Origin of the sequence: Rhodococcus sp. 14-2496-1d, from assembly GCF_002259365.1 — a bacterium.
Taxonomy (GTDB): Bacteria; Actinomycetota; Actinomycetes; order Mycobacteriales; family Mycobacteriaceae; genus Rhodococcoides.
The window spans coordinates 15,032-37,135 of sequence record NZ_NPFV01000017.1; the positions used below are offsets into that span (position 1 = coordinate 15,032).

Consider the following 22,104-nt stretch of genomic DNA (forward strand, 5'->3'; position numbering starts at 1 on the left):
GCTTGCGTGCAACGCTGAGATATTTCGTAATCCTAGCGGGCGGCGCGATCATGTAATACTCTGGCGCTATCAGCCCACGATCTCGAGGACCATCCATGGGCGTCGAAGCCAATACTCGCGCGATAGAGAAGAACGTCGTCACCGACTTCAGTGACCGCATGAGCTACAGCTCGTACCTGGACCTCGACATTCTTCTCAGCGCCCAGAAGCCGGTGAGTAGACCGGAGCATCACGACGAACTGCTGTTCATCATTCAGCACCAGACCACCGAGCTGTGGCTCAAGCTGGTCATTCACGAGACGCTGGCCGCCAGAGCAGCTCTGGACGTCGACGACATCGGCACCGCACTCAAATGTGTCGCCCGGGTCAAACACATACAGAAGACACTGACCGAGCAGTGGTCGGTGCTGGCCACACTCACCCCGACGGAGTACTCGCAGTTCCGCGACTTCCTCGGCAACTCGTCGGGCTTCCAGTCGTACCAGTACCGGGCAGTGGAGTTCGTGCTGGGCAACAAGAATGCGGGCATGTTGAAGGTCTTCGAGCCCGATCCTGCTGCTCACGAACAGCTTTCGACTCTGCTGCACGAGCCCAGCCTGTACGACGCATTGTGGCAGTCGCTGGCGCGGCAGGGGTACGACGCACCGGCATCAGCCCTCGATCGCGACGTCACTGCGGCATACACGTTCAACGAGGACCTGATGCCGCTGATCACATTCGTCTACGAGAACCACACCGAGCACTGGGCGGTGTACGAGGCCTTCGAGGAGTTCGTCGATCTGGAGGAGAACTTCCAGCTCTGGCGCTTCCGTCACATGCGGACGGTGCTCCGTACCATCGGAATGAAGAGCGGAACCGGTGGATCGAGTGGAGTCGGATTTCTGCAGAAGGCGCTCGAGCTCACCTTCTTTCCCGAATTGCTCGCTGTGAGAACGGATATCGGACGATGACGCAACGCGTAGACGAACTGGACGCCCAGGATCCACTCCGTAGCTACCGCGACAGATTCCTCGGTAGCGACGACCCGTCGATCAGCGCGTATCTCGACGGAAACTCGTTGGGCCGGCCTACCAAGGCCAGCGTCGAACGGATCAACACCTTCATGACCGACGCCTGGGGTGGACGCCTGATCCGCGGTTGGGACGAGCAGTGGTTCGACCTGCCCGTCGCCATCGGCGACGCCCTGGCCGACGCCACCCTGGGAGCCGCGCCCGGGCAGACCACGATCGGCGATTCGACGACGGTGTTGCTGTACAAGCTGGCACGGGCGGCGATCGCCATGCGGCCGGGTCGCACCGAGATCGTCATCGACCGCGACAACTTCCCGACCGATCGCTATCTTCTCGAAGGCATTGCGGCGGAGTCGAACATGACGCTGCGATGGATCGAGACCGACCGCCGCGGCGGTATCGAACCGGAACAACTCGCCGAGGTGGTGGGGGAGAACACCGCCCTGGTGGTGATCACCCACGTTGCTTACCGTTCCGGCTTCCTCGTCGACGTGGCCGAGGCGACGCGTATCACGCACGAGGCCGGCGCACTGCTGCTGCTGGACGTGTGCCATTCCGTCGGTTCGGTGCCGCTCGAGTTCGATTCCTGGGGAGTGGATCTGGCCGTCGGGTGCACCTACAAGTACCTCAACGGCGGTCCCGGATCGCCCGCGTTCGCGTACGTGCGCAGTGATCTTCAGGGCGAGTTCGTCCAGCCGATCTGGGGCTGGATGGGTCGGGCCGATCCGTTCGAGATGGCGCAGGGTTACGTTCCGGCACAGGGTATTCGACGGGTCATCAGTGGAACGCCGTCGGTGTTCGGCATGATCGCGATGCAGGACACCATCGAGATGATCGCCGAGGTGGGGATGGACGCGATACGCGCGAAGTCCGTTGCGCTCACCGAGTATGCCCTCGAGCTCGTGCGTGAGATGTTGGTGCCGTTGGGAGTGGAGATCGCCTCACCCGAGGATTCGACGCGACGCGGCGGTCACGTCACCATCGACCATCCCGAGTTCAAGGCCATCACCGCTCGTCTGTGGAATCAGGGTGTCATCCCGGATTTCCGTGCGCCACAGGGTATTCGATTGGGCCTGAGCCCACTGAGCACCTCGTATCGCGAGGTGTACCTGGGAATCGTGGCGATCCGTGACGAACTCCGCGCCTAGCACCGCCGGGGCAATTCTCGACGATTTCGACTCTCGTCCGGGAAGCGCCACCTCACTGGTTCGCACGGTGCTCGGGGCGTACGTTTGGCCCCTCGGAGGGTGGTTTGCCATCGCCGACTTCGTCGTGTGGATGGATGCGCTCGGAGTGGCACCGGAGAGTACGCGCATCGCGATGACCAGGCTGAAGAAGAAGGGCGTCGTCGAATCCGATAATCGTGAGGGCCGCACCGGCTATCGCATCACCGAGCAGGCCGACACCATGTTCGCGCGCGGTGACGGTCGGATCTTCGGGTTCCGTCGGATGGCCGACGGCGATCCGTTCCGGCTCATCTCGTTCACCATTCCGGAGACGCAACGTGCCGCGCGCCACCGACTGAGGCGTCGACTCACCGCAATCGGATGCGGAACGGTCTCACCCGGTTTGTGGATCGCGCCCGAATACCTCGCGGGTGAGGCGGGCGACATCATCGACGCGTTGGAGTTGTCGGAATACGTGACGAGCTTCGTGGCCTCCGAGGTAGCGCCACCCGCCACACTGCGTGAGAGCGCCGCCCAGTGGTGGGACCTGGCGGGCATCGCCGATCGGCATCGGGCATTCCTTGCCGCTCACGACGGCGGGTCGCCGGCCCGGAACCCCCGCGACGCGTTCGTCACGTTCGTGCCGTTGCTCGACGAGTGGCGCGTCATTCCCTACGTCGACCCGGGCCTGCCTCCGTGCATGACACCGGAGGACTGGCCGGGGACCCGGGCCGTCGCGACTTTCGATGCGGCGCGTGAGCGCTACCTGGAGATCAGTCGGGCATGGGTCGATACGACGGTTCGCGCTTCTTGATGTACGAGATGACGCGATACGTGATCGGCATGACGATGACCTCGGCCAGGGTCTTCCACAGGAATCCGACGATGACGTAGTTGATGAAGTCGGTCCAGGTGCTGATGCCTATGACTCCGGCGGCGATGGAGCAGAAGATCAGGGTGTCGAAGAATTCGCCGACGATGGTCGACCCGATCAGTCGCGCCCACAGGTGCTTTTCCTTGGTGCGTTCCTTGATCTTGACCAGGACGACCGAGTTCAGGAGCTGCCCGACGGTATAGCCGGCGAGACCGGCGAGAACGAGGCGGGGGACGACACCGACGACGGTTTCGAGGGCCTCTTGGTTCTCGTAAAAGGACGCGGCGGGAAGTTCGATGGCGATCCAGAAGCACACCGAGGTGAGCAGCAACGATCCGAAGCCGAGGTAGATCGCGCGGCGTGCGGCCTTGAAGCCGTACACCTCGCTGAGGACGTCGCCGAGGATGTAGGCGAGGGGGAACAGAAAGAATGCGCCGTCGGTGTTGATCGGCAGGATTTGGAAGGGTCCGAGCATGACGTCGGACGAGGCGAAGAAGGCGACACCTTTGCTGGCGGCCACATTCGAGATCAGCAGCGTCGCGACGAAGAGCGCGACGATGGTGGGGTAGTAGCCCCGGCTGATGTGAGCGAATGTGGCCTGCCCAGACTCGGTGCCGCCGTCGGGGGCGGTGTGTTCGGTAGTAGTCACCGCTCGATCCAAGCACCGAGACGACGATGGGCGCGAATCCCGGGTGAGGGATGCGCGCCCATCGAGGCGTATCACCGGTCAGGCGACGCGGCCGCCCACGGTGACGCGGTAGGCGTAGGTTCCGGCGATGATCGTGATCGGAATGGTCACCAGAAGACCGATGCCGAGCAGGATCGCGCCGACGATGTTGAGGCCGAACAGGGCGAGCGCGAGGACGAAGATGGTCCCGCCGTTCGATGCGATCGCCTTGGCGCTGGCCTTGATGGCGGGGATCGGCTCGTCGCCGCGGTCGATGACGAACTGGAAGGTCCACCACGTGAAGAACGTGACGACGAGTCCTGGGATGACCAACAGGATGTAGCCGATGCCGGTTGCGATGCCCACGAGGACGCCGGCGATGACGATGGCGAAGACGTTGTTGAACTGGAAGAAGGACCCGAAAGCGGGCTTGATCCCGTCCACCTCGTGCAGAGCGCCGCGGACGAGTGCTGCCTGAATGAGGAGGGCGACGACTCCGACGATGACGCTGAAGATCAAGCTGAGGACGAAGTTGTCGGAGGTCAGCACGAAGTTCAGGACGCCCTGGATGATCGCGGCGATCAGGACGATGCCGATCCAGACGAGGGCGTTCTGCTTGAACTTCTCGAAGCCGTATCCGATGGCGGAACCGACCGACAACTGCGTCGGCATCGGCGACTCACCGAACGACGGAGGCGGCGGGTAGTTGCCCTGTGGAGGCGGCGGGTAGTTCCCGGGTGGTGGGTAGTTGCCCTGCGGGGGCGGTGGGTAGTTGCCTTGCGGGGGCGGCGGGTAGTTGCCGGGTGGTGGGTAGCTGCCCTGCTGGGGAGGTGGGTAGTTGCCCTGGGGAGGTGGTGGGTAACCGCCCTGCGGCGGCGGATAGCCACCGGGGTTCTGTGGATCCTTGTCGGGGTCGTAACCGCCTGAGGTCATCGTGTCCTTCTCCCTCGGGAAGAGTTGTCGCGGTCACTGTACGTCCGATCGATCCCGAGTTGGGTCCCGTCACATTGCAACGTGATCTCGATCGGTTCGTGGATCAGGGATTCGCGGGGTCGAACACCCACGGTTCGCGGGGTGCCTGCGTCGGCTTCCACCGCTCGAGTAATTCCTCGGCGTTCTTCACGTCGGGCACACCGAGGGAAGTGGTGATGAGTGCCCACGCGTCGGGTCGTTCGCGTAGCGTCACCGCGCCGTCTCGCTTGGCTAGACGCTTGCCCTCGACGTTGAGCGCGAGGGGCACGTGGACGTACGTCGCGGGGGTGAGGCCGAGGAGCTGAGCGAGGTAGCCCTGTCGCGGCGCGGAGGTGAGCAGGTCGTCGCCGCGCACGATCTGATCGACGCCCTGCGCGCCATCGTCGACGACGACAGCCAGGTTGTAGGCGGGCACGCCATCGGATCGACGCAGGACGAAGTCGTCCACCTGGCCTCGGAACAGGCCCTGCAGCTGATCGACGATGGTGAATTCGGTTACCTGTGAACGCAATCGAATGGCAGGTGGGCGGTCCTTCGCTGCTCTCTGGTTTGCGGTGAGGTCGCGGCAGGTTCCGGGATACGCGCCGTCGGGAGCATGCGGGGCGGAGGCGGCCTGGAGGATTTCCCGACGCGTGCAGAAACACTCGTACGTCAGCCCGGCGGCGGTCAGCGTGCGAATCGTGGCGTCGTAAATTTCCCGACGCTCGGATTGCCGCATGATCGGCCCGTCCCAGTCGAGTCCGAGGGCGGCGAGGTCGTCGAGTTGGCGTTGCTCCGAGCCGGCCTTGACGCGATCGAGGTCTTCCACGCGCATCACGAAACGCCGTTCGGTGGAGCGGGCGAAGAGCCAGGCCAGTAAGCCTGTGCGCAGATTGCCGAGATGGAGATCGCCGGAGGGACTGGGAGCGAAGCGTCCGGCGGGCATGGGGACATCGTAGTTTCAGACGGGTTGGTGAACTACGGGGTGCTCGAACGACGGGCGTTGGTTGCTCGTATCTGCATTCGATGGACACAAATGCCGTAGGGAAGCACCCACCGCCGCGCGGTCACCGTTGTTTGGGGCGATCGCGACGAACGGCAACCTCGGTGCCACGGGGCTTTCTGGGGCCGCGATCCTAGACACCAGCCGTCTTCGTGCCTAACAGGCCGGCTACGACCCCGGCGCGATAAACAAATCGGGGGGGGGTAATCTCTGCGCGCTGGGTACGGTTACCCAAGGTGCGCCCGCAAGGAGCCGACGGATCCGCAACTGCACGACAGGCCGGGCACGCCTGCATCGACTGCGTCGAGGTCTAGCGCCGCGAACACGCGCCCCTTGTCGGAAATGCCGTCACAGACATCGTGTTGAAGCAGTGTGGCTCTTCGCGATGAATGCGTGAAGGCAGCTGGCACGTCCACTGTCTGTAAAAGACATGATCCCTGACGGCTCGTCCACTAAGGTCTTATTTGAAGGGGCGGTTCGAGCAGAGGGTCTGAGCAAATGTATCTCGAACGGGTCACACTTACCAATTTTCAGTGCTTTGGGCCGAACCCACACACGGTTACTTTCGACGATCGACTGACTGCCTTATTGGGAGTGAATGCGTCAGGTAAGACGGCGGCACTCCAGGCTTTGCTCAGACTCTTCAGCGTAGTAGCCGAACAGCGAGAGATCCACGTCGAGGACTTCCACGTTCCGCACAACGAGACCAAACCGGTGACAAACCGAACTTTGCGGGTGGATGCGATTTTCGCCTTCCCCGAGCTCGCCGCCGACACGAGCGCCGACGCCGACACGAGCGCTGACGCCGACGACGCCGCCGACACGAGCGCCGACGCCGACGCCGACGACGGCAACCCTAAAGAAGGGGGAGCCGATGCCGCCGTGACCGTCCCTGAAATTTTTGCGCAGATGGCAGCTGACTTCGAGGGCCAACTCAAGCTGAGGATCGTCCTGGATGCGACCTGGACTGCGGACGGGTCGGCCAGTGGTCTTATTGAGGACCAGCGTCGAATTGCTTATACCTTCGATGATGACTTTGAAGATCAATGCGTTGATCTGAGGGCATCGGACCGCAATCGTATTCAGGCCGTGTATGTGCCGGCAACGAGAGATGGCGGTCGGCAGGTCAGTTCGTTCCTCCGAGGACGTCTGTGGCGGGCGAGTACGTGGTCGAAAGGTTTCCGCGACCACATAGCCGGTGCTGCTGATGACCTGTCCGTCAATTTTAAGACCGAGGCCGTCGTCGCCGCTGTGACCAAGGCAATCGCGTCGCGGTGGCAGGAGCTCCACCATCAGTCCACGGATCAGAACCCAACCTTCGAGCCGATCACCCGAGACATGACTGTCTTGGTCAGCAATGCAGAGATGCTGTTTGAGCCCACAGCTACCGGTCGAACGCGTTCTGCCCGGGAGCTCAGCGACGGTCAGCAGTCACTCCTGCACATTGCTCTGACCGCGGCCACCCTCGACTTAGAGTCAGAGATCGCCTCGGGCAAGCACGACGACAAATTCGACATGCCGGCCTCCACACTGCCAACCCTGACGCTTCTGGCGATCGAAGAGCCGGAAAATAACCTATCGCCCTACTTCCTGTCGAGAGTCGTCGAACAGCTCGTCGCGGTCACCGGTTCAGGGCGGGCACAGGCCCTGATCTCCAGCCACTCTGCCAGCGTGATGTCACGGATCCCACCCGACCGGGTAAGGCACTTCCGTATCGACGAAACGACGCGGTCGACCGCCGTCAGCCCAATCGTTCTTCCTGATGATGCAACCGACGCGGGCAAGTACATCCGCGAAGCAGTCCAGGCTCACCCCGAGCTGTACTTCGCGCGTTTTGTTGTCCTCGGCGAGGGCGCTTCCGAGGAACTGGTCATCCCCAAGCTCGCGGCCGCGCGGAACCTTCATATAGACCAGTCCTTCGTTGCCGTTGTCCCCCTCGGCGGACGTCACACAAACCACTTTTGGCGCCTGCTCAACCAGCTCAACATCCCGCACGCAACGCTATTGGACCTGGATTACGGCCGGGACGGTGCAGGCGAAGGCCGCATCCGAGACGCATGCAATCGACTTTCAGAGTTCGGCAAATCACCATTCGATGGGAGTGAGGCCATCGGCGACGCCACCAGTGTGGAGAACATCGACGAGCTCAGCATCGACCAGCTGAAGGCGTGGCTTGAGCACCTTGAAAAATGGGGGGTCTACTTCTCTGCACCGCTGGATCTAGACCTGGAACTGCTCGCCCGTTACAAGAGCGCGTACACCGACCACCTCGAAGACGGCAAGTCCGGGCCGAGCAGCAAGGGCGACCCGCGTGACTCGGTACTTGGCGACCCCGAGGATCGACCTGACATCACGCTTTACTACAGCCCCGCTCAGATGGACCTACTCCGATGGTATCGATACCTCTTCTTGTCGAACTCCAAGCCGAGCACGCACCTTCGAGCATTGTCGTTCGTGTCGAAGGACGAGCTTGCTAAGCCGCCACCGCGACTCAGCCGTCTCCTGGACCGCATTGAGAAAGCAGTGACGCCATCATGATCGCGTCCCCCAAGGACTGGCACCCGCATGACATCGAGGACCTTGAACCGGCCGCTTGGGATGCCCTGCGGGCCGGAACAGCCTCAGTGACAGCAGGTCCAGGTGCCGGGAAGTCGGAGTTCTTGGCGCAACGGGCCGGGTACCTCCTTGAGACGGGCATTTGCCGGCCACCCCAGCAGATCCTGGCCATCTCCTTCAAACGTTCAGCCGCGACGAACTTGCGAGACCGCGTCCAACGACGTCTTCCTGAACATGCTCACCGGTTCGCCTCTATGACCTTCGACGCCTTCACCAAGTCGATCGTGGACCGGTTCCGCGGACTGCTGCCGACAGAATGGGCACTGGGTGCGGACTACAAGATCGGCTTCTCAACGAAAAAAGAGGTAGGGGGCTTTTTCGCTGACATCGTTGGTGGGCTGGATCCGACTGCGGCGCAAGCAGTCAACGCGCTTTCAGCAGACTCGTTCCTCTCCAATGTCTTAGGTGCAGCAGAACTCCCGGCCGTCCCGTCCGAACAATCGGCTCCGACATCGGCGGGCGAGTACGCCGTTCAAGAATGGTGGAAGCGCAATTACTTGCACGCTGACACCCCGGTACTCGATTTCGTCATGTTGAATCGGCTCGCCGACCTAATCATTCGGACCAGTCCGCAGCTTCAACGCGCTCTCCGTGCCACTTATCCGTTTGTGTTCGTCGATGAGTTCCAGGACACCACCTACGCCCAATACTCATTCCTCAAGACGGTGTTCGCTAATACAGGAACGACTGTGACCGTCGTCGGTGATCGCAAGCAACGCATCATGGGCTGGGCCGGGGCTCTGGGTGATGCATTTGCACAGTTCGAAGTTGACTTTGGTGCCGAGCCGTTCGCCCTCACCTCTAATTTTCGCTCCACCCAGCAGCTCGTGGACCTCCAGCACCGCTTCGCGATCAGACTTGACCCCGAATCCCCGCCTCAGCATTCACGGGTCGCCCTACCGGTGGGTGAAACGCCTGTCGAAGCATGGTCGTTTGCTACCGCCGAGCGCGAAGCTGATGCCATCGCCGCATGGATCGCGGTCGACATGGAAGAGACAGGTCGACACCCCGCCGACTATGCCCTGATCGCGAGGCAGGAAGTCTCCAAGCTGGAACCTGAGCTGACCCGAGCACTGTCAGCTGTCGGGTTGAGACTACGAAACGACGATGCGCAGATTGGGAAGATCAGACTGCAAGATCTGCTTACCGATGACCTCGTAAGTCTTCTGCTGGGCATCCTCGCCCTCGCGGCCAGCAGGGGCGGGCAGCCACAGGTTTGGCGTGATGTCACCTCAATGCTGTTGCGAGTCTCTCCAGGGCAAAGCAGCAGAGAAGTCGGAACACAGGTTGAGGACGATCTCACGGACTACCTTCGGAACCTTCGTAGGTGGATGGCCAGGACGACCCTCCACGGAGACCCAAGTATTGACGTGAGCGAGGACATCGCGACTTCGCTGGCCGATCAATTGACGGACTTTGCTCGGGTAGAGACCGCTGGGCACAAGCGTCTCTTTGGAGACAGGCCTGAGGACCTCACAGTAACTCTTGAGGCGTTCCGTATCAGGCTCGCCCAAACGCTTGCACGAGTTGACTCGTGGAGCGCTGTGGCCGGGACCTTTCTCGACAAAGACGCAGTCCCCCTTCTGACAATTCACCGGAGCAAAGGACTGGAGTACCACACCGTATTCTTCGTTGGACTCGATAGCGACCAGTGGTGGGCGCACGCACGAGACATCGTTGGGTCCACGATGACATTCTTCGTGGGAGTCTCTCGGGCAGCCGAACGCTTGATCTTCACCCAGTGTGACGAGCGGGGCAGGCCGGCACAGCTTGGAGAGCTATACGAGGACCTTCAGGACGCAGGGGTATCTCTAATTCGCTTTGAATAGGCGTCCCGCGTTGCTCCGCTTCGGAATGAAAGTTGCGTCCTAAGCACCGTGGAGACGCGGGTCAAAGCACATTGACCTAAGCGACAGATGCGTGCAGCATCGTAGCGCGAGCGCCGCCGACAGCTGCCGCTTAAGGACACTGTTAAATGTCCCGAATTGGCTGGCCGACCCCGCCATGGAACTCGACGAAAACGTCCGCCCGCTTCGTTGATGAACTGCCTCGTGTGCGCCGAGCCCCGGCCACTCATGCAACGTCTTCAGTGATGGCGGCATAGCGGCGGCCACTCGGCAACCACACCGCGACCCCCGCCGGCATAGCACGTCTTTCGATGTTCTCGACAGAATTATTTATTCGGCTGTCCGCGGCGTCCATCGCAGCGAAGAAGTCTGCAAATCGAGTGTTGTCGATATGTGGATTTACTCCCTCGATGAGGGCGCTAAGCGTTCTCACCGAACCCGCTACCACTGGCACGGTTTCCCTTCTGCCGTCGGAGCGATCGTCGTCGACCTGCAAGTAAGGTAACGACACTGGCTTCGCTTCTGTTCCCCGTGCCAAATCCAATGCGTAGCCGATATATTCGAATTTCTCCCATGCATCGTCGACCATTGAGCCCAGGCCGACTACATCAGCCAGTAAAGGTTGCAGAAGACGGAACAGTTTCCGGCTGGCCCAGTTGCTGTGCGGGTACATATCGTCGGGTTTGAACAATGCAGCAACTGGACTCCTCCTGCCCGAGTAGGGATTTAGAACCGGAATGTCTGTCAAGATTCTGACCACAGTCTCCCACCGACCCGCTGCTGCTGCCGCGACTCCGGCGGCGTACAGGGCGAGAATTGTCGGCGCTTTCAATGCATCGTTCGCATCTGTGGATCCGCTAAATACAGGAACTACGGCCAGATAGGAGATGCTCGAAATCCACCAATCGTCGGTTTGTTGATCTCCCCAGTAGGCCAGGGTTGCTACGAGTGCACCCCACAATTCGAGTTCGTTCTCCATCGCTGGTACTCGGTCTCGATATGGCAACGTTCTCCAGGTGTTCTCATCGGTCGAGAACGCTGGCAGTTCTCTGATCCGTTGAACTTCTTTGAGCAGGAGATCGTGTGTCGCGATCGGTATACGCTTGAAACCCAGATCGCGTTTGGCAGCGGCGACTGCGCCCGCACTGCTGACAGGGTCCGTTGCGCGGAGCTGTATCGCATCACACGCTTCAACCACCTTCGGTAGCCACTCCCCGGCATCCTCGATCACCACCGTCGCGTCGCGGCCCATCGCTAACTTTGAAGCCCTGTCGTTCAGTGGAAAACGATCAAGCCAAAACGTCGGATACCGCCTACTTGAGCACCTCGCTAATGGGTCGACCAGAGCGGGATCCCATTGGGCCGACCAACCAACAACAAGCAGACCGTATTGATCGAACACCTCATCTAATTGGTGAACGACGTGGGTGGGGTACGTCCCCAGCTCGTCTGGGGTGTTGAGCATTTCCGGGTTCGTGTAGTCGCCGTGCAGATGCCACACAAGGTGTCGCTGGGCGTGTAGCGGTTCCATTCCCATCACGTCCGCCGGCGTGGAGACGACGGTGGGTTCGATGCCCAGGTCTCGTAGAGCGGTCTCGATCAAAAGATCGAAATTGAGCGTGATCGCGATGCGTATCAAGCCATCAGCCATCATCCTCGCTATAGCTCGATGAGCGGCGGAAGGTACTTTGAGACCAGCCTCACGTTCACTGTCCGTGGGTTCGAAAAACTCACGTAGAAGGTCCTTGCGCCCAAGAGGTGTGGGTGCCGCAGCGTGAAGCAGCTCGTCGTACGTCGCATCCAAACCAGTCCTGCTCTTCCACCACTCGAATACGTCCTCAGGACGCTCTCCGTTCGCAGCGGCGATCCTTGTCAACAGGCGCTCCTGGATCTGCCAGGCTGCGGGCACGCCAGCACCCACTGAGAGCCCGGCACCCGCCACCACTACCGAGTTACCCGGCCGGGCCGCCAGACTCAATGCCAGTCCTACGTGTGGTTCCAATGCGCCGCGAAAAGACCCAGATTTTCTTCCTACACCCACCACGCCACCTCTCCAGATGTACGGATTCAAGCTAGCTGTTTGTTCTGAATCTTGTAGGTACCGACTCGGTCCATTTCGCGACGCGATTCATAACACTCCTGCCAACTCTGCCAGCGCCCGGACTGGGGCAGGCAGCCGTTGGCTTCTCACAAGCCGATTGAATGGCGACTGGTCGCCTCATCTCGTGATGTGAGGGCCCGGGAATCGTGAGATTGGGTTCGACGCACATCCCCGTCTGTGGCGGGAGAATGCGGTTATAGCCTTCCGCCACAGGCCGAGTGTTTCGCAGCGGGTGTGCGGACCGCATCTGGTTCTTGTCTGACCATAGTCGGACCGGTACAACAAATTGCCTTTTTCGGAGCCGACCTGGCGTTTTGCGGCTGATTTTGGACAGACTTGTCCCTCCCACAGAAGTCGTGCTTTTTGCTCGGCCTACTTGCTTTTGTTCTTCGCCTTGGCGAGACGGACGGCACGCTTGTTCGCGCGATCCGACACCAGGGGAAGAAGTCGCAACACGAACCATCCGGCTGCGTAAAGCGAAGCAGGGACGAGCACCTGATGGTCCGCAATTGTCGCGAGCATCATGAGCACCTCCGCTTCTGGGGGTCGCCACCAGTAGATACCGGTGGACCTGAACCGCAACGTGGACCGTTGCGGAGTTCGGCATGCCAGGCGGGCATGAAAAAACCCGCTCCGAAGAGCGGGCTGTGACTTCCGGTCCGGGTCAATCCGGGTAGAAGTACGCGGCGCGTTGAGCGCGGTAGACCTTTCGCCCGCGGTCATCTGCGGCGATCAGTACAAGTCCAATTTTGAACAGCCAACCGTGGGTCCCACGATGGCTCGGGGAAAGGTGACCACGATGAACCCAACTCCGGACGGTCGACGGTGCAACCTCGAAGAGACGTGCCACCTCGTTGGTGGTGATGAGCCGGTTGTAGTAGGCGGGTGGCACGTCCAACTGCGAAGACACGGCGGCATCAACGGTTCTGGCGCGCGTCTCATTGCGAACTCTCAACACGTCATCGCGGTCGTAGAGTTTCGCCCGGCCACGCTTGCCTCGACTCGGCAAGTAGCCGCGGGAGGCCCACTTCCGGATTGTCTCTGGCGTGACGCCCGCTACCGCGCTGGCCTCGAGTGCAGTGACGAGTTGGCTCAAGGACGGAGCGCTGGAGGTGCGGGGGAACGGTCGCGCTGCTGGGCGCGGCCTAAGTGGTGGAGGTACAGGGCGGGGTGGATCAGGTTGGGGGTACCGCGACACCTTTCGTGCTTGAGCAGAATACGGACGAGCTCCTCCTCTCTGCATTGGCCATACTCCAAGGTCTGCCAGGTATGGATTCGTCGACGGCGCGGCTGTGGGTCGGAACGATTCGCGTACGCGACGTGCGACCGGTGCCTCGACTGTCGAGGAAGCAGACTTTACGAACTCGCCCTGCGCCTTCAGCGTTGCGAGCACTTCTTTGGCGCTAACGCCCAACTCTGTCGCCAGCTCGTGCACACGGGCTCTTCCAGTCATGCCCCTCACCCCCAACGCAAGTGTGACACTGCAACGCGCGTCAGCGGCTGTGTTCGGCACGAGTACTAGTCTCCGCGGCTCAAGGCATAAAAATATCCCCCCAGGAACCTGGAAGGACTTGGTTTTAATATAGCTCTGCCGCACTGTGACTGTCCCATCCAGAATGGCATTCGTCAAGCGGTAGGACGAGGGATGCCGTAGCCCGAGAGGCCAGTTCTTCTCCGCGCGCCGGTACACAACCGAGCTATCGGAAGCCTCGCGTCACGAAACCCAACGATGCGGAAACTGCATTTTCGTAGGTGGGTGATGTGACCTCTAGCGACGGATCCCAGAGCGTTCGGACTGAGAACCGCCACATCCTCGATCTCAATCCGTGACAACGAACCTCGCCTCACTTGGAATCTGCAACCCCACCAAATCCCCCATCTTGGCGGCAGATCCCGCCGACGACTCCACCTTCACGGTCACCGACCCCACGGTCACGTCGGCAATGCTGCGAAATCCGGTGGGCCTCAAACCCGAAACAACTCCACGAATCCCGTTGTCATCCAGACTGATAAGCTCGTGCCGCACCAGTAACACGGCAGGCCCGGCCGGCAGAGAAACTCCCTCGACCTCCAACTCCCCGAGCTCGGAGCGATGGACTCCAACCCCGTCCCACTCGCCTTCGATTTCGTTCATCCCGCCCATCAGTCGCGAGACTGCCAGGGTGCTCGGCCGGGTGTAGGCCGTGGCGATATCGGAGTGATGCTCCAATCGGCCGTCGATGAGCACCGCGACCGAATCGGCCAGCACCGCCGCCTCCTGCTGATCGTGAGTGACGAGCAACAGAGTCTGATCCAACGTCGAACGCAGTTCGCGAACCAGGTCGTGCATCTCGGTGCGCAACAACGGATCCAGTGCACTGAAGGGCTCGTCCAACAACAACACGCGCGGGGAGCCGGCGAGCGAACGCGCCAACGCCACCCGCTGAGCCTGCCCGCCCGATACCTCGGACACCGCACGACCTCCGATATCGCCGAGGTGGACCAGGTCCAGGTACTCCCGGGCACGTTCGCGCGACCGCTTGCGACTGTCCCCGGCGGCGCGGTAGGCGAAGCCGATGTTGTCGAGTACCGACATGTGCGGGAACAACATCGGACGCTGGAACACCATGCCGACGCCGCGATTTTCGGCCGCGACGTCGTTCACCTCGTGTCCGTCGATGCGCACCGTGCCGGCAGTGGGTGAATCGAGTCCCGCGATGAGTCGTAGTGCAGTGCTCTTGCCCGATCCCGACGGCCCGAGAATCGCCGTGCACGAACCCGGTAACACGGTGAGATCCAACGAATCCAACGCCGCAACCGATTGACCGGCATGGACTTTCGTGAGTCCGTGAACGGACAGTTCGACGCTCATCTTGCACTCCTACGACGCAACCGGGCCAGCATGAGCACCAGCCACAACGGCGGCACCACGGCGGCGACCGACAGCGCGGCCACCACCGAATCGTTGCCGGTCCCGGCAGCGAACGAGGCGACGAGAATGGGCACGGTGACCAGTCTGCCTCCACCGATCAGCAGGGTTATCACGTAGTCGCTCCACGCCACGAGGAATGCGAGCAACGCCGCCCCCGCCAACGCCGGAGCCAACAGCGGAATGCGAATCCGTCTCAGCACCATGGCATTCGACGCACCGAGTGTGCGAGCTTCTTCCTCGAAGCCGATGTCGTACGCGCCGAATGCCACTCGCATCAGATACGTCGTGTACGGAATGGCCGCGACGGTCAGCAGAGCGATCACCGCCACCGTGCTCGGAATGCGCGAGCGCAGCACCAGAACGTCGAGCCCCAACGCCACGGCGAACGGGGGTAGAGCCACAGGCGCGAAAAGAACACCGGCCACGACAGCAGGAAAGCGCACGGTACCGTTCACCAGGGCGCGAGCGGCCAATGCGCCCAATGGCGTTGCGATGGCGGCGACGGCGAGAGCGAGAAGCGTCGAGCGCATGAAAGCATCGGTACCCCCGGCATCGAGGGCGCTGCGAACGCCGTCGAATCCCCATTCCTGGGGAACCGAACCGGGAAACGACCAGCGATTGCTGATGGCCCACAGGACAACCGGAATCAGCGGCAGCAGGAACCACAGGACCAGCACGGCCCGGCCGGCGAAAGGAGGAACGCGATTCATTTCCACGCTGCCGATCTGCGCAGATAATGCAGTGCCACCGCGGCCACTACCACCGTCAGCGCGGTGGCAACGGTCGCCGCAGCAGCAGCCTGCGGACGCGTCTCGAGATCGATCGACGTGAACAGGCGAATCGCCATCACCGACAACGGCTCCGGATACGGGCGACCCAGAATACGGGCCACCTCGTACGAGCCGACCGTGTAGGCGAACGCGATGGCCGCCGACGCGATCAGTGCGGGCCGAGCCAGCGGCAGCGTGACCAAACGGAGCCGAGCCCACCGGCCTGCGCCGAGGGTCGCGGCCGTCTCGTCGAATGCTGCTATTCGGGTGGCGAGCGTGCCCGCCACGACGACGGCCACGAAAGCCGATTCCTTCCAGGCGTATTCGAGGATCACGGCGATCCACCACTTCCCACCGATCAATTCCGGCCAGCCACCGTCGGTCATGCCGAGGATTCGGGGAAGCATCCCCGAATCGGCCAGCAGCAATGCCATCGCGGCGGCACCGATCAGGTGCGGCACCGTGACCGTCACCCCGGCCGCGACCAACGCGGCGCGTCCACCCGACAGAGCCGTCAGTGCAACGGCCAGCCCGATCACCGCGGCAAGAGCCGTCGAGACGATGGCAATCGACAGCGTCAGCCCCACTGAGCGCCACAGGTCATCGCCGAGCGCCGAATACGCGCCGACCGACAGTTCGGGGGTGCCGACCAATGGCATCAGACCCAAGCTCTGCAGCACCACCGTCCCGAGACCGCCGCCGACGACGAGAACGACCAACACGACGGCAGGCAGCACCGCCGCCGTGCCGCGAAAGCTCTTCGTGGACGCGCTCACTGACCTGCGAGCACGCTTCGACGCCAACCCTCGTCGAGCGGCGAGACCCAGTCCGCCGAGAGTTCGGGATGCGCATTGGCCGACAACTCCTCGTAGGAGGGCAGCACCGTCGAACTCGGCAACGCCTCGAACTGCGCGCGAGACTCCGGCGTCAACCGATCCAGGTCGAGAACGGTGAATTGACCCCACACGTCCGGCGTCGCCTTCGCGAGTTGTTGCTCGGGCGACAACGCGAGGTTGGCGACCACCTGTGCCGCTGCCGACTTCCCCGATGTCGATGGGATGGCAAGGAAACTCGCATTTCCGACGGTTCCCTCGTCGAGAGTCAGGACGCGAGTCTCCGGCGGGAAGGTGCCGTCGGCGACGAGGTTCGGGAGGGTCGCGGGGCCGTACGTCATGGTCATGTCGACCTGGCCGCCGGCGTAGAGGGCGTCGAGCTCGGAGGAGGACTGTGGATACGTCGTGCCTTCTCGCCAGAGTGACGGGGCGAGCTCGTTCAGTCGATCGAACAATGCCGGGGCCAAGCGGTCGTAGGAGTCCTGATCGAACCGAGCGGGTACCTCGTCGACGCCGCCCGAGGCATTGATCAACGCCTCACGCAGAAACACCGATCCGGTGAAGTCCGGGGGAGCGGGGTAAGTGAAGCGGCCCGGGTTCGCGCGAGCCCAGTCGAGCACGCCGTCGAATGTCGTCGGCGGATCGGGGATGGCCGCCGCGTTGTAGACCAATGTGAATTGAGCCTTGTGCCAAGGTGATTCACAGTTTTCGACCGGAGTGCCGAAGTCGTCGAGCAACAGTGGATCCTCGGGATCGGTCAGTTCCATGTTCGGCAGGTTCTGCGTCCACCCGCACAGCCACGCGCCCGCCTGCTTGCCGGTGCCGAAGTTCGCGCCGTTGACCCACACCAGGTCCACTTCGCCGTCGGTGACCCCGGCCTGCCGCTCGGACAGGATGCGGTTGACGGCGTCGGTGGTCGATTCCACCGGTACGCGCCGCAGTGTGACGCCTTCCTCGGCCGCCGCGGGCGTGAGCACATCGTCGACGTAGGCGTTGCCCTGCTCGTCGCCGCCGTACATCCACAGCGAGACGGTCTGCCCCTGCGCCTGCTGTTCGATCTCGCTCCACGACTGCGCCTCGGCGATCGGAGCTTCCGAATCCGGCGCAGCGCAGGCCGTGAGCAGCAGCCCTGCGCTCGCGGCAATCGTCACTGCGCACCGTACCGAACGAATCACCGTGGGCCTCCAGATCAACCGAAGCAGCCGTCGACGACGCTGCCCTCACCACCGTAATCGGTCGAATGAGACAACCGCTGAACACGCGGGCAGACCGGCCGTGTGCACAATGGAGCGTGAACCGTCGGACGAGAGGCACACACCGTGACGCAGGACCGCCCGACGCGTCGCCGGCGAGGCACGACCCTGAAATTGCTCGGGGCCGCCGTGGTCGTCGTCGCTCTGGTGATCGTGCTCGGCACCGTCGACCTGCCCGATCCGTCGTACATCCGAGACCGAGTGGCGTCGGCCGGGCCCTGGGGCATCGCGTTGTTCGTCGTGCTCTACGCCGTCCTGTCCGCCACTCCGTTCCCCGCCAGCACGTTGACCATCGCGTCGGGACTGCTGTTCGGTCTGGCAGTGGGTGCAACCGTTGTGGTGTTCGCCGCCACGATGGGGGCGTATCTCGGGTACTGGGGAGCGCGGGCGCTGGGCCGCGGGCAGGTGGCCCGCACCGAATGGGACAGGCTCCGCCGGCTCGACGCCATGCTCGGCCGTCGGGGATTGCTGTCGGTTCTGCTCGTGCGACTGGTGCCGCTGCCGTTCTCGCTGGTCAACTACGCGGCCGGAGTCAGTGCGGTGGGCCAGCGCGACTACGTGGTGGGCACCATGATCGGCATCGTGCCCGCGACCGTCGCCTACACGGCACTCGGGGCCTACGGAACGTCTCCGCTGTCGTGGCCGTTCGCCATCGCACTGCTCGCGGTGCTGGCGATCGCGGCCGGTTCGGCCCTGTTGGCGCGACGTCTGGGACTCACCGGAGCTGCCGAATGATCGACAGCTTTCTGCGCCGCCATCTCGAAGGCCCGCTCGATCGCTGTGCCCGCACGCTCGACCGCCCGTCGATCACGCCCGACCGCATCACCGCCGCCGGACTGGTGCTCGGCCTCGGTAGTGCACTGGCGGCCGGCCTGCAGTTCTGGTTGCTCGCGTTGGCATTGTGGATCGTCTCCCGCATCGCCGACGGTCTTGACGGACCCTTGGCCCGTAGGCGCGCGACGGGCTCAGGTGCAGGCGGATTCTTCGACATCACCGCCGATTTCGTGGTCTACGGAACCACCGTGGTGGGCGTCGCGGTCGGTGCCTCGGCCGCATACGACGCCCCGTGGTGGCCGTTCCTGCTGGTGCTGTTGGCGTACTACATCAACGGCACCGCGTTTCTCGCGTTCTCCTCGATCGCCGAACGCAACGGCCGCACCATCGACGACGGCCGCTCGCTGTCGTTCCTCGGAGGCCTGGCCGAGGGTGCGGAAACGATTGCGGTGCATTGCCTCTGGCTGCTGCTGCCCGGTATCTCATGGCAGATCGCGGTGGTCTGGGCGGCAGTGGTTGCAGTCAGTTCCGGCCAGCGAATCATCGCCGGCTATCGCGCCCTCTCCTGATCCATCTGCTCCGCCCTTTCGCCAGTACGGCGGTTGCCCGCGAGATGACGGGAGAACTCAACTGCGCCTTCACATCTGCTATCGCCGCGTTCCACGGCCCGTCGTTGTACGTCGGATACGGGTGGGTGGCTCCGGCGAGGTCTCGGGTACGCAGGCCCTGCTCGATGGCGATGATCAGCTCCCCGATGGTTTCGCCCGCTCGCGGTCCGACCACGCAGGCCCCGACGATACGACGCTTGGCGTCGAGCACCAGCGTCGTCGATCCGTTCGTTGCCCCCTCGGTGACGGCTCGATCGACGTGGTGGTGGTCGAGGGTCTGCAGTCGTAACCCGTACTGCCTGGCGGTGCGCACATCGATTCCGGCCGAGGCGATCTCGGGATCGGTGAACGTCACTCGTGGAGTTCCCGTGGTACTCACCTTTCGCCGAAGGCCGAGGACTGCATTGCTCGCGGCCAGACTGCCGTGCACGCCTGCGGTGTGGGTGAACTGCGGATGGCCGGTGAGATCCCCGGCCGCCCAGATGCGAGGATTGGTGGTCCGCAAATTGTCGTCGACCTGTACGAATCCGTTGTCGCTCACAGCCACTCCGGCCGTGTCCAAGCCGAGTGCCGCGGTGCGCGGCGTTCGTCCGGTGGCGATCAGAACCCGGTCGAATCCGAGTTCGACGCCCGTGTCGGTGGTGGCCGAGCCGTCGTCGATGCGGACGACGGCGGTGGAGGTCAGGACCCGCACGCCCTCGTCCGTGAGGGTCTGAGTCAGTACGGACGAGGCCGACCGGTCCTCGCGGGGAAGGATCGTGGCCGACCGCCCGACGAGGGTCACGTCCGACCCGAGACGCGAGAATGCCTGCGCCATCTCGCAACCCACCGATCCGGCTCCCACGATCAGCAGTCGCTGCGGTAAGTCCGTCAGATCCCAGAGGGTATCGCTGGTCAGGTAGTCCACGTGCTCGATGTCGTCGATTGCCGGCACCGTGGGATGCGCGCCGGTGCTCACGATCGCCTGACCGAAATGCAGTATCCGCGTTCCGACTCTCACAGTGTTCGGACCGGTGAAGACCGCGTCGCCGCTGATCACCTGTACTCCGGCCTCGGTGAGGGCCGCCGGTGAATCGATCGGCGCGATCTCGGCGATCGCACCGTGCACGTGCCGCATCACGCGCGCGAAATCGACGCGCGGCGGTTCGGTGTCGATGCCGAAGCGGGACGCGGATCGAACCGTCGCGGCCACCGAAGCCGCCGCGAGCAATGCTTTGGACGGAACGCATCCGGTCCACAGGCAGTCGCCGCCGGTGCGGTCACGCTCGATCAGTACGACGCGTATACCGAAGCCCGCCGCGGTCTTCGCTGCCACGATGCCGGCGGTACCGCCGCCCACCACAACCACGTCGGCGCGGTTCTCGGGCACACTCGAAGACGAACGACGTATTCCCATACCTCCCACTATGCCTGCGCCTTGGAGAGACCCGAGATGAGACGACCGACCAAGTACACCGTCTCGGCGCGCCTGTACGACGTGATCTCCTTCGAATGGCCGGTGTATCGCGCCGGGCGGGAGGCGGCGTTCGAGTTGCTGAATCTGCCTGTGGGGAGCGATGTTCTGGACCTCGGCTGCGGGACGGGGCTGAATTTCGCGGGGCTGCAGCGGATGATCGGCCCGACCGGCTCGATCACCGGAGTCGACGCCAGCCCGCAGATGCTCGAACAGGCCCGACGGCGAGCCGACCGGTTCGGTTGGAGCAACGTCACGCTCGTCGCAGCCGACGCCACCGCCCTGACGTCCGCGGATCTGGGGGAACAGGCCCCGTTCGATGCGGCCCTGAGCACCTACGCGCTGTCGCTGATGACGCCATGGCAGGCGGCCCTCGATGCGATGATCGCGGCGACGAGAGTGGGCGGCGTCGTGGCTGTCGTCGACATGCAGCGTCCCGTCGGACGGGCGGCGGGGTGGACCCCGCTGGCGAAGCTTGCGTGTCGACTGGGAGGGTCGGACATCGAGGCTCATCCGTGGACGGCGATGACGCCACTACTGCAGAATCTTTCGGCCCGCGCTGTCCGCGGCGGCCATGTCCAGATTCGCGTCGGGACTGTCGGCTCCCGTCTCGCAGAGCCGAATTACTGAAGGTCGCACAACTGTCGTTGCCTTCAGTGTATCGCCGGGTAGGGGGCTTGCGGCAAGACCCCATCGGCGGTGCACACTCTTCCGGCTACCGACACGGAGGAGTTTCCATGGCAGACATGGCCGATACACCGGAGCGTTTTCGCGTGCACGAGTCCGGTGCCTACTTTCATGGCACGAAGGCCGATCTCGAGGCCGGTGATCTTCTGGTCCCGGGCTATCGCTCGAATTATCGTCCCGAGCACATCTCGAACTACGTCTACATGACCAAGGTGCTCGACGGTGCCGTGCTCGCGGCCGAAATGGCCGTCGGCGAGGGGAATCCGCGGGTCTACATCGTGCAGCCGACCGGCAGTGCGGAGGACGACCCGAACGTCACGGACAAGAAGTTTCCCGGCAACCCGACCCACTCCTATCGCAGTGCAGAACCGGTACGCGTCATCGCGGAGATGACCGACTGGGTCGGTCATTCGCCCGAATACCTGCAGCGTTTCCGAGACGGACTGGAGGCGTTGCGGCGAACGGGAACTGCCGTTCTCTACGACTAGGCGACACTCTCCGGTGATTTTTCGCTCGGGCCGAGGTTCACCCGATCACGACGGCACGTGCGTTGCGGTCACCTGATCGGAGCCGATTCGCC

At 63.0% G+C, this 22,104-nt stretch carries 20 protein-coding genes and 1 pseudogene; 9 read left to right on the forward strand and 12 right to left on the reverse strand.

Annotated features, from left to right (window positions below):
- Positions 1-95: 95 nt before the first annotated feature.
- The 3 genes from CH296_RS12245 to CH296_RS12255 are packed head-to-tail and all read left to right on the forward strand — an operon-like array spanning position 96 to position 2,990.
- On the forward strand, positions 96-950 hold the full coding sequence (locus CH296_RS12245; RefSeq protein WP_094684876.1) for a tryptophan 2,3-dioxygenase: 855 nt from the start codon (positions 96-98) through the stop codon (positions 948-950).
- Entirely contained in the window at positions 947-2,158 is a 1,212-nt protein-coding gene (gene kynU / locus CH296_RS12250) for a kynureninase (RefSeq protein WP_094684877.1), read from the forward strand. Before CH296_RS12245 ends, kynU begins: the two co-directional genes overlap by 4 nt.
- Positions 2,139-2,990: a PaaX family transcriptional regulator C-terminal domain-containing protein gene (locus CH296_RS12255; protein WP_094684878.1), complete on the forward strand. Its 852-nt coding sequence runs from the start codon at positions 2,139-2,141 to the stop codon at positions 2,988-2,990. The genes kynU and CH296_RS12255 overlap by 20 nt, the downstream gene beginning before the upstream one ends.
- On the opposite strand, the gene CH296_RS12260 is transcribed toward CH296_RS12255, so the two are convergent.
- The 3 genes from CH296_RS12260 to gluQRS all read right to left on the reverse strand — a co-directional run bounded on the left by CH296_RS12260 (position 2,950) and on the right by gluQRS (position 5,614).
- Entirely contained in the window at positions 2,950-3,699 is a 750-nt protein-coding gene (locus CH296_RS12260) for a queuosine precursor transporter (RefSeq protein ID WP_032395329.1), read from the reverse strand. The genes CH296_RS12255 and CH296_RS12260 overlap by 41 nt on opposite strands.
- 78 nt (positions 3,700-3,777) lie before the next feature.
- The gene (locus CH296_RS12265) at positions 3,778-4,650 is read right to left on the reverse strand and encodes a hypothetical protein (RefSeq protein WP_094684879.1); all 873 of its coding nucleotides are present in this window, start codon (positions 4,648-4,650) and stop codon (positions 3,778-3,780) included.
- A 103-nt stretch (positions 4,651-4,753) separates the two neighbouring features.
- Positions 4,754-5,614, reverse strand: coding sequence for a tRNA glutamyl-Q(34) synthetase GluQRS (gluQRS, locus tag CH296_RS12270; protein WP_094684880.1), 861 nt, complete (start codon positions 5,612-5,614; stop codon positions 4,754-4,756).
- A gap of 555 nt (positions 5,615-6,169) precedes the next feature.
- Between gluQRS and CH296_RS12275 the strand changes: the two genes are divergently transcribed.
- Positions 6,170-8,209 (forward strand): ATP-dependent endonuclease, encoded by a 2,040-nt coding sequence (locus tag CH296_RS12275; protein WP_094684881.1) that lies wholly within the window; start codon positions 6,170-6,172, stop codon positions 8,207-8,209.
- Positions 8,206-10,116 (forward strand): UvrD-helicase domain-containing protein, encoded by a 1,911-nt coding sequence (locus CH296_RS12280; protein WP_094684882.1) that lies wholly within the window; start codon positions 8,206-8,208, stop codon positions 10,114-10,116. Before CH296_RS12275 ends, CH296_RS12280 begins: the two co-directional genes overlap by 4 nt.
- 244 nt (positions 10,117-10,360) lie before the next feature.
- Here the strand turns inward: CH296_RS12280 and CH296_RS12285 are convergent, their stop codons facing one another.
- The 8 genes and pseudogenes from CH296_RS12285 to CH296_RS12315 form a co-directional block, all read right to left on the reverse strand.
- On the reverse strand, positions 10,361-12,205 hold the full coding sequence (locus CH296_RS12285; RefSeq protein WP_143546356.1) for an SIR2 family protein: 1,845 nt from the start codon (positions 12,203-12,205) through the stop codon (positions 10,361-10,363).
- Between the two features lie 402 nt (positions 12,206-12,607).
- Positions 12,608-12,760, reverse strand: coding sequence for a hypothetical protein (locus CH296_RS28935; protein WP_179277712.1), 153 nt, complete (start codon positions 12,758-12,760; stop codon positions 12,608-12,610).
- 139 nt (positions 12,761-12,899) lie between these two features.
- Entirely contained in the window at positions 12,900-13,478 is a 579-nt protein-coding gene (locus CH296_RS29880; protein WP_373557281.1) for a helix-turn-helix domain-containing protein, read from the reverse strand.
- 53 nt (positions 13,479-13,531) lie between these two features.
- A pseudogene (locus CH296_RS29540) lies at positions 13,532-13,688 on the reverse strand (translation initiation factor IF-2 N-terminal domain-containing protein); the annotation flags it as partial.
- A 366-nt stretch (positions 13,689-14,054) separates the two neighbouring features.
- Positions 14,055-15,086, reverse strand: a complete 1,032-nt coding sequence (locus tag CH296_RS12300) for an ABC transporter ATP-binding protein (RefSeq protein ID WP_094684885.1) — start codon at positions 15,084-15,086, stop codon at positions 14,055-14,057.
- The gene (locus CH296_RS12305) at positions 15,083-15,856 is read right to left on the reverse strand and encodes an ABC transporter permease (RefSeq protein WP_094684886.1); all 774 of its coding nucleotides are present in this window, start codon (positions 15,854-15,856) and stop codon (positions 15,083-15,085) included. Before CH296_RS12305 ends, CH296_RS12300 begins: the two co-directional genes overlap by 4 nt.
- Positions 15,853-16,692, reverse strand: coding sequence for an ABC transporter permease subunit (locus CH296_RS12310; RefSeq protein WP_094684887.1), 840 nt, complete (start codon positions 16,690-16,692; stop codon positions 15,853-15,855). Before CH296_RS12310 ends, CH296_RS12305 begins: the two co-directional genes overlap by 4 nt.
- The gene (locus CH296_RS12315; protein WP_256980432.1) at positions 16,689-17,900 is read right to left on the reverse strand and encodes an ABC transporter substrate-binding protein; all 1,212 of its coding nucleotides are present in this window, start codon (positions 17,898-17,900) and stop codon (positions 16,689-16,691) included. Before CH296_RS12315 ends, CH296_RS12310 begins: the two co-directional genes overlap by 4 nt.
- A 168-nt stretch (positions 17,901-18,068) precedes the next feature.
- Between CH296_RS12315 and CH296_RS12320 the strand changes: the two genes are divergently transcribed.
- On the forward strand, positions 18,069-18,737 hold the full coding sequence (locus CH296_RS12320; RefSeq protein ID WP_230596763.1) for a TVP38/TMEM64 family protein: 669 nt from the start codon (positions 18,069-18,071) through the stop codon (positions 18,735-18,737).
- Positions 18,734-19,345 (forward strand): CDP-alcohol phosphatidyltransferase family protein, encoded by a 612-nt coding sequence (locus CH296_RS12325; RefSeq protein ID WP_094684889.1) that lies wholly within the window; start codon positions 18,734-18,736, stop codon positions 19,343-19,345. The genes CH296_RS12320 and CH296_RS12325 overlap by 4 nt, the downstream gene beginning before the upstream one ends.
- On the opposite strand, the gene CH296_RS12330 is transcribed toward CH296_RS12325, so the two are convergent.
- A complete protein-coding gene (locus tag CH296_RS12330) occupies positions 19,317-20,753 on the reverse strand; it encodes an NAD(P)/FAD-dependent oxidoreductase (protein ID WP_256980433.1) in 1,437 nt (478 codons plus the stop codon). The genes CH296_RS12325 and CH296_RS12330 overlap by 29 nt on opposite strands.
- 63 nt (positions 20,754-20,816) lie before the next feature.
- On the opposite strand from CH296_RS12330, the gene CH296_RS12335 reads away from it, so the two are divergent.
- Complete coding sequence (locus CH296_RS12335) at positions 20,817-21,467, forward strand: class I SAM-dependent methyltransferase (protein WP_094684966.1); 651 nt, start codon at positions 20,817-20,819, stop codon at positions 21,465-21,467.
- Between the two features lie 116 nt (positions 21,468-21,583).
- Positions 21,584-22,012, forward strand: coding sequence for an NAD(+)--rifampin ADP-ribosyltransferase (gene arr, locus CH296_RS12340; RefSeq protein ID WP_094632213.1), 429 nt, complete (start codon positions 21,584-21,586; stop codon positions 22,010-22,012).
- Positions 22,013-22,104: the final 92 nt, after the last annotated feature.